This is a genomic window from Leptospira koniambonensis (genome assembly GCF_004769555.1).
GTDB lineage: Bacteria > Spirochaetota > Leptospiria > Leptospirales > Leptospiraceae > Leptospira_B > Leptospira_B koniambonensis.
Map to the genome: position 1 here is coordinate 357140 of NZ_RQFY01000006.1, position 17440 is coordinate 374579.

Annotated in this window: 15 protein-coding genes; 11 read left to right on the plus strand and 4 right to left on the minus strand. The window is 39.9% G+C overall.

Annotated elements, in window-relative coordinates:
- Positions 1-4: 4 nt before the first annotated feature.
- The 9 genes from EHQ52_RS15125 (at position 5) to EHQ52_RS15165 (ending at position 11655) form a co-directional block, all read left to right on the plus strand.
- A complete protein-coding gene (locus tag EHQ52_RS15125) occupies positions 5-1741 on the plus strand; it encodes a proline--tRNA ligase (RefSeq protein WP_135616011.1) in 1737 nt (578 codons plus the stop codon).
- Between the two features lie 17 nt (positions 1742-1758).
- A complete protein-coding gene (trpB, locus tag EHQ52_RS15130; protein WP_135616012.1) occupies positions 1759-2973 on the plus strand; it encodes a tryptophan synthase subunit beta in 1215 nt (404 codons plus the stop codon).
- Positions 2970-3773, plus strand: a complete 804-nt coding sequence (trpA, locus tag EHQ52_RS15135) for a tryptophan synthase subunit alpha (RefSeq protein ID WP_135616013.1) — start codon at positions 2970-2972, stop codon at positions 3771-3773. Before trpB ends, trpA begins: the two co-directional genes overlap by 4 nt.
- A gap of 376 nt (positions 3774-4149) precedes the next feature.
- Positions 4150-6489 (plus strand): adenylate/guanylate cyclase domain-containing protein, encoded by a 2340-nt coding sequence (locus EHQ52_RS15140; protein ID WP_135616014.1) that lies wholly within the window; start codon positions 4150-4152, stop codon positions 6487-6489.
- Positions 6490-6507: 18 nt separating this feature from the next.
- Positions 6508-8421, plus strand: coding sequence for a 1-deoxy-D-xylulose-5-phosphate synthase (gene dxs / locus EHQ52_RS15145; protein ID WP_135616015.1), 1914 nt, complete (start codon positions 6508-6510; stop codon positions 8419-8421).
- A gap of 47 nt (positions 8422-8468) precedes the next feature.
- Positions 8469-8939 (plus strand): tetratricopeptide repeat protein, encoded by a 471-nt coding sequence (locus EHQ52_RS15150; RefSeq protein WP_100709411.1) that lies wholly within the window; start codon positions 8469-8471, stop codon positions 8937-8939.
- 2 nt (positions 8940-8941) lie between these two features.
- The gene (locus EHQ52_RS15155) at positions 8942-9559 is read left to right on the plus strand and encodes a GNAT family N-acetyltransferase (RefSeq protein ID WP_135616016.1); all 618 of its coding nucleotides are present in this window, start codon (positions 8942-8944) and stop codon (positions 9557-9559) included.
- Between the two features lie 93 nt (positions 9560-9652).
- Entirely contained in the window at positions 9653-10594 is a 942-nt protein-coding gene (locus EHQ52_RS15160) for an alpha/beta hydrolase (protein WP_135616017.1), read from the plus strand.
- On the plus strand, positions 10594-11655 hold the full coding sequence (locus EHQ52_RS15165; protein ID WP_135616018.1) for an alcohol dehydrogenase: 1062 nt from the start codon (positions 10594-10596) through the stop codon (positions 11653-11655). Before EHQ52_RS15160 ends, EHQ52_RS15165 begins: the two co-directional genes overlap by 1 nt.
- 1 nt (position 11656) lies before the next feature.
- Here the strand turns inward: EHQ52_RS15165 and EHQ52_RS15170 are convergent, their stop codons facing one another.
- Complete coding sequence (locus tag EHQ52_RS15170; RefSeq protein WP_135616019.1) at positions 11657-12151, minus strand: hypothetical protein; 495 nt, start codon at positions 12149-12151, stop codon at positions 11657-11659.
- Positions 12151-12519: a hypothetical protein gene (locus EHQ52_RS15175; protein ID WP_244244915.1), complete on the minus strand. Its 369-nt coding sequence runs from the start codon at positions 12517-12519 to the stop codon at positions 12151-12153. The genes EHQ52_RS15170 and EHQ52_RS15175 overlap by 1 nt, the downstream gene beginning before the upstream one ends.
- Positions 12520-12796: 277 nt before the next feature.
- Here EHQ52_RS15175 and EHQ52_RS15180 point away from each other — a divergent pair, with 277 nt between their 5' ends.
- Positions 12797-13483 carry a hypothetical protein gene (locus EHQ52_RS15180; RefSeq protein WP_008592254.1) on the plus strand — a complete coding sequence of 229 codons (687 nt, stop codon included), beginning with the start codon at positions 12797-12799 and terminating at the stop codon, positions 13481-13483.
- 269 nt (positions 13484-13752) lie between these two features.
- Positions 13753-14631 carry an SDR family oxidoreductase gene (locus EHQ52_RS15185; RefSeq protein WP_135616021.1) on the plus strand — a complete coding sequence of 293 codons (879 nt, stop codon included), beginning with the start codon at positions 13753-13755 and terminating at the stop codon, positions 14629-14631.
- Between the two features lie 77 nt (positions 14632-14708).
- Here EHQ52_RS15185 and EHQ52_RS15190 read toward each other — a convergent pair whose 3' ends face one another.
- Together EHQ52_RS15190 and EHQ52_RS15195 are read right to left on the minus strand one after the other, a co-directional pair.
- A complete protein-coding gene (locus tag EHQ52_RS15190) occupies positions 14709-15866 on the minus strand; it encodes a glycosyltransferase (RefSeq protein ID WP_135616022.1) in 1158 nt (385 codons plus the stop codon).
- The gene (locus EHQ52_RS15195; RefSeq protein ID WP_135616023.1) at positions 15863-17377 is read right to left on the minus strand and encodes a glycosyltransferase family protein; all 1515 of its coding nucleotides are present in this window, start codon (positions 17375-17377) and stop codon (positions 15863-15865) included. The genes EHQ52_RS15190 and EHQ52_RS15195 overlap by 4 nt, the downstream gene beginning before the upstream one ends.
- Positions 17378-17440: the final 63 nt, after the last annotated feature.

Consider the following 17440-nt stretch of genomic DNA (forward strand, 5'->3'; position numbering starts at 1 on the left):
AGTCATGAGAGCATCTAAATATTTAGTACCTACAGAAAAAGAAAATCCTTCGGATGCGGTAGTCGCTTCCCATAGGCTGATGATACGAGCTGGTCTGGTCAGAAAATCAGGCTCTGGATTTTATTTCTTTCTGCCATTAGGGTTACGTATCCTTAAAAAAATAGAAAACATAGTTCGTGAAGAAATGGACGCAACCGGTGCATTGGAATTTGAGCTTCCGATCATGACACCTTCCGAGTTTTGGGAACAATCAGGAAGATGGAGTGTAATGGGTCCGGAGATGATGAGAGTAAAAGATCGTCATGACCAATGGTATGCACTCGGCCCAACTCATGAGGAATCTTTTTCTTATTTAGTAAAACCTCTACTGAAATCATACAAAGATCTGCCTATCAATGTGTATCAGATCCACACTAAGTTCAGAGATGAGATCCGCCCTAGATTCGGAGTGATCCGTTCTAGAGAGTTTATTATGAAAGATGCATATTCTTATCATTTGGACGAGGCTTCTTTAGATGCTACTTACCAGGATATGAGAACTGCGTATCGCAAAATTTTCCAACGTTGTGGTTTGAAAACGATTCCTGTCCAAGCAGATTCTGGAACAATGGGCGGTTCTGCTTCCGAAGAATTTATGGTAGTTTCTCCAATTGGAGAAGAGACACTTCTTCTTTGTGGAGACTGTGGTTATAATTCTAATAGCGAAAAAACTCCTTTTATCGCAAAGGCAGAGGATTCTCCTAAAGGTCCTAAGGACAAAAAGGAGGTAGCGACTCCAGGCAAAAAGTCTATAGAAGATGTTGCTTCTTTCTTAAATGTCCGCCCTCAGGATACTATTAAGGCAGTCGCTTTTCATAATGGAAAAGAGAAACTGCTCGTATTCCTGCGCGGAGACTTGGAGCTGAATGAGCATAAACTTAAGTCTTATTTAAAATGGTCCGATCTGGATATGATCCCAGAACCTGAATTAAAAAATTCTAATTTAGTTCCTGGGTTTATCGGTCCTTCTGATGTGGGCGCCGGGTTTAAAGTAATTTTAGACTCTTCTATCCAAAAAGATGAAGCCTATATTGTTGGTGGAGGAAAAGAAGATTTTCATATCCAAGGATATATTCCTTCTTTCGAGATCAAGATTCCATACGAAACTGCAGATGTGGCTTTAGCAAAAGAAGGGGATCCTTGTCCTACTTGTGCAAAAACTTTAAAAGCAGAGAAGGGAATAGAAGTAGGTCATATCTTCAAACTTGGAGATAAATATACCAAATCTTTCCAGATCCAAGTGTTAGACCAGCAAGGTAAGGCAAAAACTCTTACCATGGGCTGTTATGGTATTGGTGTAAATCGCACCATGGCAACAGTTATAGAACAATGTAATGATGATAAAGGGATTTACTGGCCAATCAGTATTGCACCTTTTGAGATCGGACTTGTGACTCTCACTAAGGGAGAAGAGCAAGATGCAAAAGCATTAGAATTTTACGAAAATCTAAAGAACGAAGGATTCGAGGTTTTTTGGGACGAAAGAGATCTCGGACCTGGATTTAAGTTCAAAGATTCAGAACTGATCGGTTTCCCGATCAGAATTACTGTTGGCAAAAAGTTTTTCGAGTCTGGAGAAATTTCCATCTATAATCGTAAACTCGATAAGGATGAAACTTTCAAATTCACAGATTTCGATGATCTGAATACAAGAGTAGAAAATCTACGTCAGGAATTATACCAGGAGTTGTTGGGAGATTAATCCCTTCAAAAACTGTCATGGCTAAAGAACGCAGCTTCACTGAAAAAGAAGGTTACTTCGGAGATTTTGGAGGAAGATATTCCCCTGAAATTTTGACCGAAGCATTGATCGAGTTGGAAGATACTTACAATAAACTCCGTAAGGATAAAAAATTCCAAAAGGATTTGGAGTTTTATAGAAGGAATTATATCGGAAGACCTTCTCCTCTGACATACGCAGAGAAACTGACCAAGGCCTGGGGTGGAGCTAAGATCTGGCTAAAGCGTGAAGATCTAAATCATACAGGCGCTCATAAGATCAATAATACGATCGGCCAAGCTCTTATTGCGAAGGCAATGGGCAAACGTAGGATCATTGCAGAAACTGGTGCAGGCCAACATGGTGTGGCAACTGCAACCGTAGGTGCATTATTCGAATTTGAAACTGCTATATTTATGGGAGAAGAAGATCTCCGCCGTCAAAAACTGAATGCGATCCGTATGCAGATGCTTGGCGCAAAAGTGATTGGAGTTTCTTCTGGGACTGCAACTTTAAAAGATGCGACTTCTGAGGCAATGAGAGATTGGGCATTAAATGTTTCTAATACTCATTATATTGTAGGTTCTGTGATCGGACCTCATCCATTTCCAACGATCGTTCGTGATTTCCAGAAAGTTGTGGGAGATGAATCCAAGAAGCAGTTCAGAAAAGAAAACGATAAACTTCCAGATGCAGTGGTTGCCTGCGTAGGCGGCGGTTCCAACGCTATGGGAATGTATTATGCATTTCTAAATGATAAAAAAGTAAAACTGTATGGAGTAGAGGCTGGGGGAAGGGGATCTTCTCCCGGAGAACATTCTGCCACAATGCTTTATGGTAAGACTGGATTTTTACACGGGACCAAAACTTTGGTTATCCAAGACGACGGTGGACAAGTAGTTCCTGCACATTCTGTTTCTGCTGGATTAGATTATCCTGGTGTAGGACCTGAGCACGCTTATTTACATTCTTCAGGAAGAGTAAAATACGAAACTGTTTCCGATCAGGGAGCCTTGGACGCATTTATGGAAGTATGTAGGGTAGAAGGTATCATACCTGCATTAGAAACTGCTCATGCTTTCCGATTTGCTAAGGATCTTGCAAAAGAACTTGGAAAGAAAAAAGACATTCTGATCTGTCTTTCCGGAAGAGGGGACAAGGACGTGGCAGAAGTAGCAAGACTTGTTGGTCTTTCTCAAGGAGATTTGATTTGAGCGCAATTAAGAGCGTTTTTTCAGATTCTAAAAGCGCATTCATTCCTTATATTTCATTAGGAGATCCTAACTACGATCTATGTGTAGATTGGGCAGATGCTCTTATCAGAGGTGGCGCTGATATTTTAGAACTCGGGATCCCATTCTCAGATCCAGTTGCAGATGGACCGGTAATCCAAAAAGCATTCAAACGTGCTCTTGCAAATCCATTCTCTATGGAAACAATTTTGGAAACTACTGAGAAGATACATTCTTTACATCCTCATGTGCCTCTTGTGTATCTAACATACTTTAATCCGATCTTTCATTATGGTTTTGAAAAGTTTGCTCAAGAAGCTAAGATCGCAGGTATCCAAGGTATGATCATTCCTGATCTTCCATATGATACCCCTGAGACTGACGAATTATTCAAATCTCTAAAAAGAAGAGGAGTGGATCTGATCCATTTGGTAACTCCTGCGACTCCTTTAAATCGTATGAAAGGGATTCGTGATTTCGCATCCGGATTTATCTATTACGTAACTTCTTATGGAGTAACTGGAGAAAGAAAATCTATCTCCGCAGATCTGGAAGACAGGATTAAAACTACTAAGGAAGTTTTTTCTCTTCCTGTGAGTGCAGGATTTGGGATCTCAGCCCCAGATCAGGCGAAAGAAATTTCGCAATATGCTGACGGGATCATCATAGGTTCCGCGGTGCAAAGGATCATAGAAGAGAATGGTTCTAATCCTAGTCTTTGCAGAAAAAAATTGGAAGAATACGCACAATCTATTTCCGGTTCTTTGAGAGGAAAGAATTAGAATCGGCACACGCAAAGTCATGGAGCCAGAGAATAAGGATTAGTTTGGTGTTTTGAATTTTTTTCCTTTCGTAGTTTGATCTTTCGATTTCGTAAAATTTCTAAATTTTCACGCAAAGGCGCTAAGAGGAGAAGATTTTCAAAACTAGTTAAACAAAAGACTCTTTTTAGCTTCGCGGCTTGGCGTGGAAAAAGTGCGCTACATTAGTTAGGCTCGAAGAGCCTCAAATAAGTATCCTATTTAGGAATTACTTTGCCTAAAACCCTCCGTGCCTTAGCGCTTCTTGCGTGAAATAGTCGATATTTTCTTTCCTGAACTGGGAAGAAAATTGACGAAACCGTCCCGGTAGAGAGAATCTTCCGGATCGGAGGAAAGAATGAGCGAGTCCAAACCAGCCCAGAAATTTACCGTTGTGGATATTATTTTCGGGGCTACCACAGCCTTCGGAATTCTGGCACATTTTTATTATGCGTTTTTTCCAGAAGCTGATTATTCGCTTCAACTTCTTCTATTAGGTGCTCTCTTCTTATTTGCACCCTCTTACTTATTTTATAAAACCATCACCAAGGTTGCCAAAAATCCTCAGGTAGCAGGAAGTCTTTGGTTAGCGATCATTGTATCCTTAGTTTGGTTTGATCTGTACGTTACTTTTACTCCTCTTTCCGATTTAGAAGAAGATTCCATTTCTTGGAGATTCAATCTTCTTCGCGGACCTAAAGGTGACGATAAAGAAGCTCTGAAAGAGATCGAATCTGATAAGGGAAGAGTTTCCCAGATTAGGATGAATCCTCCAGAGAAAGCTCGCAGAGATATTCAGATCATCGGAATTAACACAAAAACCTTAGAAGAGTTGGGAGGAGTCTGGCCCCTTCCTTGGGAATATTATGCAAAGGTAATAGATAAATTTGCATCTTCTACAAATTACCTGATGTTCGATATTTTCTTTTTGGACTATAAGCCGGGCCAAACCGAACTGATGTCAAAGGCACTCACTCATAATCCTCGGGTAATGTTTGACTACCCTATGGAGACTCGTTTAGAAAGCCGGGAAGCGATCAAAAATTTAGACAAAAGAACAGATATCCTTAGAAAATATAAAATAGAGAACGTTGAAGATCCTGGAGTGGTCGCTTGGCTTAGATTTCCTCAAGGTCCAATCGAGCCGATAGCTGAAAAATCAATCGGACTTGGGTTTGCGAATATCAAAAAAGATGAATCTGGTTTAAATCGTAAGATGCCATTGGTTGCGAAAATTATCGGCTCTGGTCCTAATAATGAGAATGAATATTACGCATCTATCGACCTAGTGATCGCTTGTAATTATTACGGAGTGGATCTCAAAAAAGACCTAGAAGTTGTAATGGGGAAATATATTAAGATCAAAAATATTCCCCCAAAGACTATTACCCATTTCGACAGAATAACTCTTAAGAATGTTACGGAAGACATTCTTGCAAAACCAAACGAAGAAAGATCTATCACTATTCCGATAGATGAATTTGGCCAAATGGAAATTAACTTTCCTGGCGGAGTTTATTCCTATAATACTACTGAATTTTTCGAAGTTTCAGAAGGCTGGGATAATGACACCGCTACCCAGCTGAACAATAATATCTTCCTCGTAGCGATGTTCTATGCAACAGGAAGAGGAGCCGCAAAAGATACTCACTTATCTCCATTCGGAGATATGTCCGGGATCGAACACCACGCTCATGCGATTAATACCATTCTAAATCAGGATTTTCTTTCTAACCTCTCATTAGGCGGGAATTTTTTAATTTTCTTAGCAATGGCCTTTGTTATGGGACTGTTACTTCCTCGAATGAAAACTTCTTGGGGATTTTTGTTCGTAATTGTAATGGCACTAACGTATACAATTGCGGTTGTTTTCAGTTTTGAGACATTTAGCTTTATTTATGCGTTTCCAACGATAGTCATAGAACAGCTCTTCATATTCGTGGGGATCATAGTTTATAAGATCTTAACAGAAGAAGAGAACGTAAAATATATTCGCACCACATTCTCCAAATTCGTTTCCAAAGACGTTGTGGACGAACTTCTTAAGAATCCGGAAAATCTAAACTTAGGAGGATCCAAGAAGGACATCACCATTTTCTTCTCGGATATCCGCGGATTTACTACTATGTCCGAAAAAATGGGCCCGGAAGAACTGGTCCAATTCCTAAATCAGTACCTTTCGGAAATGACCGAGATCATTATCGAGTTCAAGGGAACGATTGATAAATACATGGGGGATGCGATCATGGCTTTCTGGGGGGCTCCGGTTCCTCTAGAAGACCATGCTTACTACGCTTGCGCGGCTTCTCTCGCTCAGATGAGAAGACTCGCAGTCCTTAAGGAAGAATGGAAAGCAAGAGATCTTCCTGTGATGGACATTGGTATTGGATTAAATTCCGGACCTGCTGTCGTGGGAAATATGGGAAGTTCTCACCGGATGGACTATACTTGTATGGGAGATACCATTAACCTGGGATCTCGTCTGGAAGGATCCAACAAGGAATATGCCACAAATATTATTATTTCGGAATATACATACGAAAAGGTCAAGGACCGCATAATTGCCAGAGAACTGGATCTAGTTAAGGTAAAGGGTAAAACCAAACCTGTCCGGATCTATGAACTGATCGACTTAGTGAACGAAGAAGACCTAAAACTTCTGAGGAGACCTTTGCATTCAGTAGAGCAGTCCCGATGACCGTCAAAGACGGAATACATGCAACAGGAAGATTCGTTATTGAACGGGATCCGCCTTCCGGCGGATCTCAGAAAATTGCCTCTCGAGGAACTGCCTAAACTCTGTTCCGAGATCCGAAATTATATCATCGATACTCTCTCCGGGATCGGAGGGCATTTCGCAAGTAATCTGGGAGTTGTAGAACTCACAGTTGCCTTACATTACGTTTTCGATACTCCTAAAGACAGACTGATCTGGGATGTAGGACATCAAACATACCCACATAAGATCCTGACAGGTAGAAAAGAAAAACTTTCTACAGTTCGTAAATTCAAAGGACTTTCTGGATTTCCTAAAAGAGAAGAATCAGTTTATGATCTATATAATACAGGTCATGCAGGAACTTCTATCTCGCAAGGCTTAGGAGAAGCTGTAGCTCGGGATCTGACCGGAAAAGATTACTCAGTCGCTGCAATTATTGGGGATGCATCCATCGCCACTGGAATGGCCTTGGAGGCGATGAACCATGCAGGACATCTTAAAAAAGATCTATTGGTTGTTCTAAACGACAATTATATGTCTATCTCCAAGAACGTCGGATCTATTTCCAACTACTTGAATAATATCATTAGCTCTCATTTTTATCTGAACTGGAAAAGGATATTTTACACTTTCCTAAAATGGCTCCCGATCGTTGGACCTGCAATGGAGAGTTTTTTCAAAAGGGTAGAAAAAGGATTTAAAGACGTTTTCACTCCAGGTGGACTTTTCGAGGATTTGGGCTTTATTTATATAGGACCTGAAGATGGCCATGATGTGATCCGTCTAGTTAAGATGCTCAGAAAGATCAAAACAATGAAAGGGCCTGTTCTTTTCCATACGATCACTCAAAAAGGAAAAGGTTACGTTCCAGCCGAAAAGGACCCAATCAAATACCACGGAGTAACTCCATTCCGCAAGGAAGATGGAGCCATGGATTCTGGCGATTCTTCTAAAATTTCTTACTCTAAGATAGTGGGTAAGGTGCTTTCCAATCTAACCGAAAAAAATCCAAGAATTGCTGCAATCACTCCAGCAATGATAGAAGGTTCCGGACTCGGGGAATATGTTTCTAAATTCCCGGACCATGTGTACGACGTGGGTATCGCGGAACAACACTCAGTTGCTTTTGCGGGAGCAATGACTAATGGGGATGTGATCCCTTATATGTGTATTTATTCTACCTTCTTAACCAGAGGGATGGACCAGTTAGTGGAAGATGTTTCTCTCATGAATCTTCCTGTTCGATTCGTGATCGATAGAGCTGGTTGTGTTGGTCCGGACGGGGAGACTCACCAAGGATTATTCGATCTAAGTTACCTTCTATCCTTGCCGAATATGGATGTGTTTGTACCATCTTCAGGACAGGATCTGGTGGATTCACTTAAATATATGGAGAATTACGATAAGTCTCCGATCGCGATCCGATTCCCTAAGGCGAGTGTGGAACTTTCCGGTTTAGATTTTGGAGCGGGGAAGGATCTAAAACCTGGAAGTTTTAGAGTATTGCAAAGAGGAACTGATATCGCTCTTCTTTCCATTGGCTCCATGTTAGAAGAAGCCAAGAAGGTTGCAAGCCTACTAGAACAAGACGGATATTCAGTCACATTGATCGACTTGGTATGGCTTCGTCCTTTGGGTAAAGAGGCTTTAGATGAGGAACTTTCTCATGTTCGCCATTTTGTGATCTTGGATGAGAGTTATCTAGACGGAGGGGCATCCGGATATCTTCTGAACAGGATCTCTCCTGAGTATTTGGGACGTTTTATTAAAACTTTCGCGTTCCCTTCCGAGGTAATCCACCACGGGGAAAGAAAGGAAATTTTCGCCGAGTATGGTTTGGATGCTCAGAGTATCTCCAAGTTTCTTCGGGAAAATGTAAAGAAGGAAGTCCTACACGGAAAACGGAATTAAGCTAATTCAAGAGGCGTCCGAAAATAAAAATAAAAACGGGTAGATAATTGGAAAACCTGACGCCTGAAGACAAGCTAGAAGCATCTAAATTTTTTTATAGAACCGGCGATTTGGATCGTGCGGAATTCCTACTAAAATCCTCTTTAGAAGATACCGAAAGCCATGAGACCTACTTTTTTCTGGGTCTAATCGAAAACCAAAGAAGCAATTGGCAAAAAGGCCTGTACTATTTCTACCGTTCAGTAGAAGTGAATTCTGAATACGGGAATCCTTGCAACGAGATCGGGATCCTTTTACTTCGTATGGGAAGAGAAAGAGAATCCGTTTTTTGGCTGAAAAAATCACTTCGTTGTACTTTAAACGACGCACCTCATATTTCTCTTTTTAACCTGGCTACACTTTACAAGATCTGGAATCGCCCAGAAAGATCTTTGCAGTATCTGCATAAGGCAATTGTAATGAAGCCTGATTTTGAAGAAGCAAAACGCCTTAGAGAAGAGCTGAACTCGGCAATCTAAGAATGTCTAACGAAATTACAATTCGCCCTGCCAGGCCGGAAGATGCGGTCAGCGCTGTTCCCTTGATCTATAGTTCCGGGCCTGCTGCTTGGGACTATGTGTTCAATGAAGGGAAAATTTCTGCTCAGGATTTTCTGATCAAATCTTTCCAAGGAACCAAGAATACATTCAGCTATAAGAATCATTATTTGGCTGAGAAGAAGGGCGAGGTAGTAGGAAGTATTGTTATATTCCGTTCTGAGAACTTCTTCTTTCAAAATGCTGCTACTGCTGGAAATATTTTCAGGATTTATGGACTAAAAGCACCTAAGGTTGCGGTCCGCGGATTGAGTATGGAAGGAATGATCCAACCTCCTAAATCCGGAAGATTATACCTGGGCCATATCGCTGTTCCGGCCAAAGAAAGAAGACAGGGGATAGCGGAGAAGTTAATGAAATTTGCTGTTTCGACTTACCCAGCTTACGATAAAATTTCTTTGGATGTTTCTCAAGAGAATCCAAACGCCCAAGGTCTGTATAAAAAATTAGGATTCGAGATCATTGAATCCAGGAATTTTTCAGGACCAAAAGGTTTGGTTCCTAACCACTATTATATGGAAGCAAATCGCTCCTCCTTCTAAGCTCATTTATTCTTTCCCGATCTATAAACTGGAACGACAAATCGCTAGTTTCATAATATACTTTTCTTCCTTACTGATTAAAGGGAGAAAAGAATGGAATTTGCTCCGGAGATGTTGGAATACGCAACGCTGATTTCCTCTAAGGGACTCACAGGTTTTACCCAAGGAAGTATCCAGGAAAGAAGGGACGGTTATTCAGCGATCGGAGAACTTTTGGGAGAAGGTCCGCTCATGAGAGAAGTCCAGGACATCTCTATCCTTTCCAAAAATGGAAACGTATTCATAAAAAATTATATTCCAAAATCGGAACCTAAATCCAAAATTTTATATTTTCATGGTGGAGGATGGGTGGTTGGAAGATTAAAAGATTTCGATCCATTCGCTCGCAAACTTGCAGAGATCACCTCAAGTATTGTATCTTTAGTAGATTATAGATTAGCTCCTGAGTTTCCATTTCCTTTGCCATTAGAAGATGCATATTCTTCTTTGGAATGGATCTCTTCTCAGACTGAAAATATTTGGAAAAATCTTCCTTTGGTTGTGGCTGGTGATAGTGCAGGAGGAAATTTAGCTGCTTCTACCATTCTAAGAGCTAAAGAAACATCAGGTCCTAAAATCGATCTGCAAATCCTGATTTATCCAGTTACAGAAGCAATCTGTGATACAAATTCTTATAAAGAATTCGAATTAGGTCCTGGTCTTACTAAAAAGGATATGGAATGGTTTATTGACCAATATCTTCCTAATCGTCATACAAGATCTGATCGCCTAGCTTCTCCTTTATACCAAAAAGATTGGAAGGATCTTCCTCCTGCGATTGTGTTTATCGCTGACATTGATCCTTTACGAGACGATGGAAAACTATATGCAGAAAAATTAAAGGAAGCAGGAGTTTCTGTTCTATTCAAAGAATTCAAAGGTTATACTCATGGATTTTTTACAAAGGTAAATCTTCTCAAGGCTCCGGATGAAGGACTAAAAATGATCTCAGAAGAAATGGATCGTGTTTTCAAAAGAAAAGAGGTTTTACGTTAGTGAAAAGTGTTAGATTAGTAGAATTCGGATCCTCTTTACAATGGGAAGAAAAACAAGATCCAGAACCAAAAGATTCTGAAGTATTATTAGAAGTGATTTCCTGTGGGGTTTGTCATTCGGACCTTCATTTAAGAGATGGTTATTATAAGATTGGCGGAGAAGAAAAACTTTTTGTAAAAGATAGAGGAGTTAAACTCCCACTGACTCCTGGTCATGAAGTTGTAGGAAAAGTTTTAAAAGTAGGATCTAAGGTTCGTTCTGTTTCCGTAGGAGAAACAAAATTAGTATATCCTTGGATTGGTTGCGGTTCTTGCGAAGAATGTGGATCGGGAAATCCTCAACTTTGTTCTGCTCCTAAATCCTTGGGGATTTACCAAGATGGCGGTTATTCGGATCGTATCTTGGTCCCGGATGAAAAATGGCTTTTAGATATTTATGATCTTTCTCCTGAATACGCTTGCTCTTACGCATGCGCAGGACTTACGGCTTATGGAGCCTTGAAAAAAGCGCTTCCTCTCAAAAAAACAGATTCTTTGGTGATCATTGGAGCAGGCGGACTTGGTATGTTTGCTTCTCAACTAGTTCCACTTCTTACAGAATCAAAAGTGATCTTTTTAGATCTGGATGAATCTCGTTTGGAAAAACTAAAAGAGATTGGATTTTATACTGTTCCTTCTTCTCATCCTGATCCTGCATCTGAAGTAAAAAAGATCTCAGGTCCATTGGGAGTTTCTGCAGTTATCGATTTTGTGAATAATAGCGCTACTTCTACCCTGGGGTTTTCTCTTTTGAAAAAGAATGGGACTCTGATTGGAGTTGGGCTTTTTGGTGGAGAGTTAAAAATCCCCACTCCAATTCTTTCTCTCAGAAGTTTAACAATTCGTGGAAGTTATACAGGTTCTCCAAGTGAACTAAAAGAACTTCTGAACCTTGTGTCTGAAAAAAAGATCCGTCCTGTTCCTGTGCAGATCAGGAATTTAAGAGAAGCGGATTCTGCTTTGAATGATCTATCTTCTGGGAAAGTATTAGGAAGATTGGTATTATCCGGAAAATCGGTCTGATCTATTTTTGGAATTCTTTAGGAAGAGAAACATTTGGATTTTCTCCAGTTTCCAAAATTGAGATTTCTCTATTTGAAAAAACCAGTTTGAGGCCTTGCGAAGATTCAGATAAATATTCGCTTAATGTAGAAGAAACATTTCTAGCGATCTTATATTTTAGAAAAAGATGATCCTTTTTGCGGGCAAATAATTCTCCTACAGAATCTGCTGCGATCTGTAAAGAGGAGAGTGGTAATTCTTCTCCCGAATCGCTTAAAAAATAAAATTCTCCATCCTTCTCCCAAACTCTTATTAGGTTTAAAGGGTAACCGAATAATTCCAAATATCCGTTCTCTGAAAATTCTCCGTATTGATTGTCTATATAGATCCCGTCTTCTGCTTCTCTCAAATTTTTACGGAAATATTCCAGAATATCTTTTTGTTCGATCTTAGCTTCTCGGAAGATCCAATCTCCGTTAGGCAAAACCTTGATCTCGCTGTCTAAACGTCTTGCCATTATTCTTCTTCCCTTTCTCTGTAACGGAATGCCACTCCTTCTATAACTTTTGCGTCCTTCGCGATCTCAGCCATACTTGTAGTATAACCTTCTGTAGTACCTGTTTGGAAAATTGTAGGAGGAACGGGAACGAGTCCTACGTTTGCTAGATACATTCCGTCCATACCTCTATCAAAAAGTTCTTTCTTAATTTTTTCGTAATAGAACTTTTCTATTCTTCCATCTCCGAAGTTCCTAACAATCACTCTTCCATAAGTTTTGTAATTTCGACGCTTGGGCGGATGTTTCAGGATCTCTATTTGTTCCCAGCCAGGCTTATGAGAAATGAGTACAGTTTCTTTCTGGCTTCCTTCTTGGATAAATTCCACAGAAAAGCAGGAAACCAAGGTTAGACAGGATAGCGCCAGGATTCCCTTCCTAAGCTGAACATTTATTCCGGTCCTAAAGCGAGTTAAAATGGGGAGAATGGGCATTCCTCCCCATTCAAGGAGCGCACATTCCGGGGACAAGCGGTTTTTTTGCATAGCCAAAAGAGGGCTTTTCAGACTCGGATTTTTTTTATATACTCTCCCCGGATACTCGGTAAATTCTCGCGAAATTCGGAACCTCGTTTAAGCTGGTTCCTCCGGGCCACCGAAAACTCGTATGGAAGATATAGATCTCAAAAAACGCGCGAGAGAAAACGTTTTAAAAATAGGGTATTGTACTCTGGACGAGCTAGAAGAGAAGGTGAAAGCCTTCCGGGTGATGAACCAAAACGCTGCCAAGAAAAGATACCTTATTACTAGAGAACCTATCTCCGATTCATCCGGAAAAATTTTAGTTCCGAAGGCAGCAGAGATAGATATCTCCACTGCAAAATTACTCAGACGTCATTTTAAACCAACTAGCGAATTCAAAACTTTCCAACCTGACGAAGGTATCGTAATCATCTCCGACATGACTTCCGCTGAGGGTGTTTCCTTCACGATGGACATCGTTACTCAGATCATGAACTTGGGTGGCGGTGCTTACGAAGGATTTATAGATCGTGTGGATAGTTTCGGAGACTTCATCAATCTTCTCAAAAAGTCATTATTCCCTCGTCTCATCATTATCGGTTACATGCCCCAAGATAAGATCCAAGGCGAGTTATTGAACTTCGTTCGAGTAAAACGAGTGGATAACTATCTAAGAGCCATGGAGCTGACTCACACTGCATTTAAACCTCAGGCTTATTTTCCTAAGATCCGTCAGATTGAAATTTCCCAAGAAGATCCTAAATCTTGGGGACGTTTCGTTGTAGAGATCGTAAGAGAATATACTCGCCCTTATCTATTAGAAGAAGTTTAGGGCGGCTCTCGCTTCGCGAGAACAGGCTACTACGGGTTCGCGCATTCGCGCTCATCCGGCAAGCCGGACTACCGCCCTTCGTATCCTTTCCGCAGCGAAAAGCCTCTGTGACCTCAGTGTTCTTTGCGCGAACCAAAAAAGAAAAACAATTTCGCACCGAGATCGCGGAGCACACAGAGTTAAGAAAATTAACTTGTAACTTTTATTGTTTCAAGTAGTCTAAAAATATAAATCAAACGTAACCGACCAAAATAGGTTTAAGGATCCAAATGAGTAATATTTCCGAAACAGTACTTGTGACCGGAGCTTCCGGACATCTAGGGAAAATCGTCCTAGAAGAATTATTAAAAAAAGGCCATAACAAGATCATCGCTACAACTCGTAAGCCAGAAAGTTTAGAGAACTTTGCCAAAAGAGGAGTCACTATAAGAAAGGCAAGTTTTGATGATCCTGCAAGTCTTGTCACAGCATTCCAGGGTGCAGATAGGATCTTGATTATTAGCACTGATAATATTGGAAATCGGATCCCTGAACATAGCGCTGCAGTCGATGCGGCAGTTAAAGTAGGAGCAAAACGAATTCTTTATACTTCTCTCACGAAAGCTGACGAAATTCCAGTTACATTCGCTTTTGAACACGAAGGCACAGAAGAAAAGATCAAACAAAGCGGGCTTGCATACACAATTCTTCGTAATAATCTATATTCTGATTATCTAATTCCTAAACTTCAGCATGCAGTTGCGAGCGGCTCTATTTACGGTTCCGGTGGAGAAGGTTCCTGCGCCTATGTTTCTAGAACGGATTGTGCTAAGGCAGCAGCAGCTGCTTTACTTTCACAAGAATCAGGAAATAAAATTTTGGAGATTAGCGGACCAAAGGCTTGGACCTACGCAGAACTTGCAAAATTCACTTCTGAATTAACGGGTGTATCCGTTTCCTATGTGGATCTTCCCGCTGAAGAACTATCTAAAGTTTTGGTCGGAGCGGGAGTTCCAAAACCAATGGCAGATGCTCTCGCTTCTTTTGATGTATCTATCAGAGAAGGTTATGTGAAAGATGTGAATACATCCTTGAAAGATCTTATTGGAGAAGCTCTTCAGGATGTAACAGCATTACTAAAAGAAAATAAATCAGCTTTGGTATCGTAATATTAAAAATTGATTTTGAATGAATTGTAGGATCTCTAACAACATACTTAAATGTTTTGTCGGAGCTCCTACAAATGTTAAGGCCTCTTTTTTACCCGATCCACCCAAGTCAGATTAGAATTCAGAAAATAATTCGTAAACATTGCGATCGAGATCGCGACCAGGTCGCATAAAAGTCTTAACTCGAAATTCTGAGACATTCCTAAACGAGGTAAAATTTTATAAAATAGTAGTTGGAATATTCCCAACTGCACAAAAATCCCAAGTGCGCTTACTCCTGAGAATATGATAAATCCCCGGATCGCCGCCCATTTTTCGTATCTAGTTTCGTAAAATGTAAAGTAATTGTTCAGTATAAAATTACTGATAATAGAAAGTTCTATTCCGAAAAATACAGAGCTAGGAAAGATCGGTAGTATCCCGATACCTGTTTCCAGGTCTTTTACACCTAAGTTTTCGAATAAGATAAAACCTAAAAGATTCACTATTACTCCGCTTATTCCTACAAGAGAGTATAATAAAAATGTGGAAGAGATCCATTTGCCGAAACGTAGATCTAATACAGTCATTAAAAAACTTCTGGCGATTGAATTATTGATTTTTGTTTCTCCATGAAGTCTTGTGCGAAAATAGAATGGGACCTCTGCAATATTTAAGCCTTTCTCTGCTCTGCCTAAGATCTCGAGTAGGATCTTGAAACCGATTGGATTGATCTTGTACCCGTATTTAAAAAACACTTCTCTTTTGATCGCAAAAAATCCGCTCATAGGATCAGAGATCCTGATCGGAAGAAGAAATTTTGTAAAAGCATTCGCCGTCACACTTAAAAATTTACGTATAAAATTCCATTTTCCTGTGGAACCACCATTGGCATATCTGGTGCCCACTGCAACATCTGCACCCTCTTCCAGACTTTTTAACATTTGTGGCAGGACAGATTCGTCATGTTGTAGGTCGGAATCCATGACCAGAAAATTTTCACCTTCTGCGGCGCTCATCCCAGTTATAATTGCAGAAGAGAGTCCTTTTTCAGTCATTCTTCGGATCAGCTTTACTTTAGGATTTTGATCTTTTAGGTTTTCCACCACGGACCAAGTTTTGTCGGGGCTATTATCATCTATTACGATTATTTCATATTCTAAACCGTTAAAGGTTTTAGATACTCCTGAAATACATTTTTCTATATTTTCGGCTTCGTTGTATGTTGGTAACAATACAGATATCTTAGGTCTCATTTTTCCTTGCACAATTGGAGTTGGTATAGATATAAACTTGCTCTTCTTTTATTCTTATTTGGATTCATGAACACGGCCAATTCTTCTAAAGGAGAAGATCTAAAATTTCCTACTAAGATCCAAGGCGGATCTGGATCCACTCCATTCATCACATAATCTTTTCGAACAGCAAGAACTGCAGAGCAGGATTTGAATGGATCAAAGTTTTGGATCTTTGGCTGCATATTCTGGTCCAAAGATTCGATGTATTCATATCTTTCTAATGGATCTCTATAGGCGTAGGATACTGGAAGGTGAGGGATAGAGTCCCTATAAACATAAAGTTCTTTAATATCTTTATGAAAGTTTAGATAACGGACAAGTTCTATTGTGTTATTCTGGATAGTGAAAAAACAAAGAAGATCTAATAATAGAAAATTAACGATTAGAAATGAAAGTCTTCTTATGGACATTCTTCCTTTTTCAATTCCTCTCCAATATGCACAAAGAGGAGAGATCAAGATCAGCAATAGGGGGAGAATAGGGAGTAAAAATCTTTCTTCCTTATGAGGGATCGCAGAATGGACTACCAAAAACAGTACTGAGAATATGATAACAGGAACAAATTTGGAATATTCAGATTTCCAATCGAATCCTTTGTATTTGCCTATCAAAAACGGAAAAAGAGAAACTCCAAGTATTGCAGGTAGATATGCAAACCATGGAGAAGTCCCGTATTCAGCAGAATGTTGCAGATTATAAGAGATATAAGATCTTAAGGAAGAATGAAATGTTCCTCTAAAGATCAGATCTGGCAATCCTGTGATCAAAGCTAAAAGGGCCGAGAATATTAAAAATGCATAAATATCTTTGAAAGATTTACTTTTCCAAGATCTATATATGACCAATGAGAATAAAGCAAATGCACAAACTCCGACTTGAAACCTAAAAAGAGAGGCAATTGCCAAAAGACTTAAAGATATTCCTAATTGTTTCCATTCGCCTGATTTCCAATAGATAGAAGCGGAGAATACTGCTCCTAAAAGAAAAGGTGCAGACATGGATTCGATTAGAGCCCTTGTGGAAACCAAAGGCATTAAAAAATGAAGAGAAAGTAAGAATGTTCCTGATAAGGGAACCCAGGCTTGATAGTTATTTTTTGGATTTGTTTCTTCTGGATAAAGATATTTTAGGAATTTATAACCGATCCAGATCGAGATCCCGGAGAGTAATCCCAAGCAGGAGAACACAAATTTAATTTGGTATAACGGATCATCGAATCCAAATTTATAAGCTGTAGTAGCGAATAAACGAATAATTGAATCTGGAAGTAAAGAACGTATTTCTGGAACTGCTTGTACTGAGCTAATCAGAGATAATGACTCTGATTGAGCGGGAACCGAAAAGAACAGAATGTAATAATCATCTAAAGCGAGATATCCACTATTCAAAATTCCAGTCGCAACTCTAATCAGTATTCCCAATACAAGAAAGAGTTGGAACCATTTGGTCTCGACCTTAGCATTTAGCATAGGTGTATCTTTACTTCTTTTTGATTTCAAAAAGAACGCAGTATAATTACAGAACGATGAAAC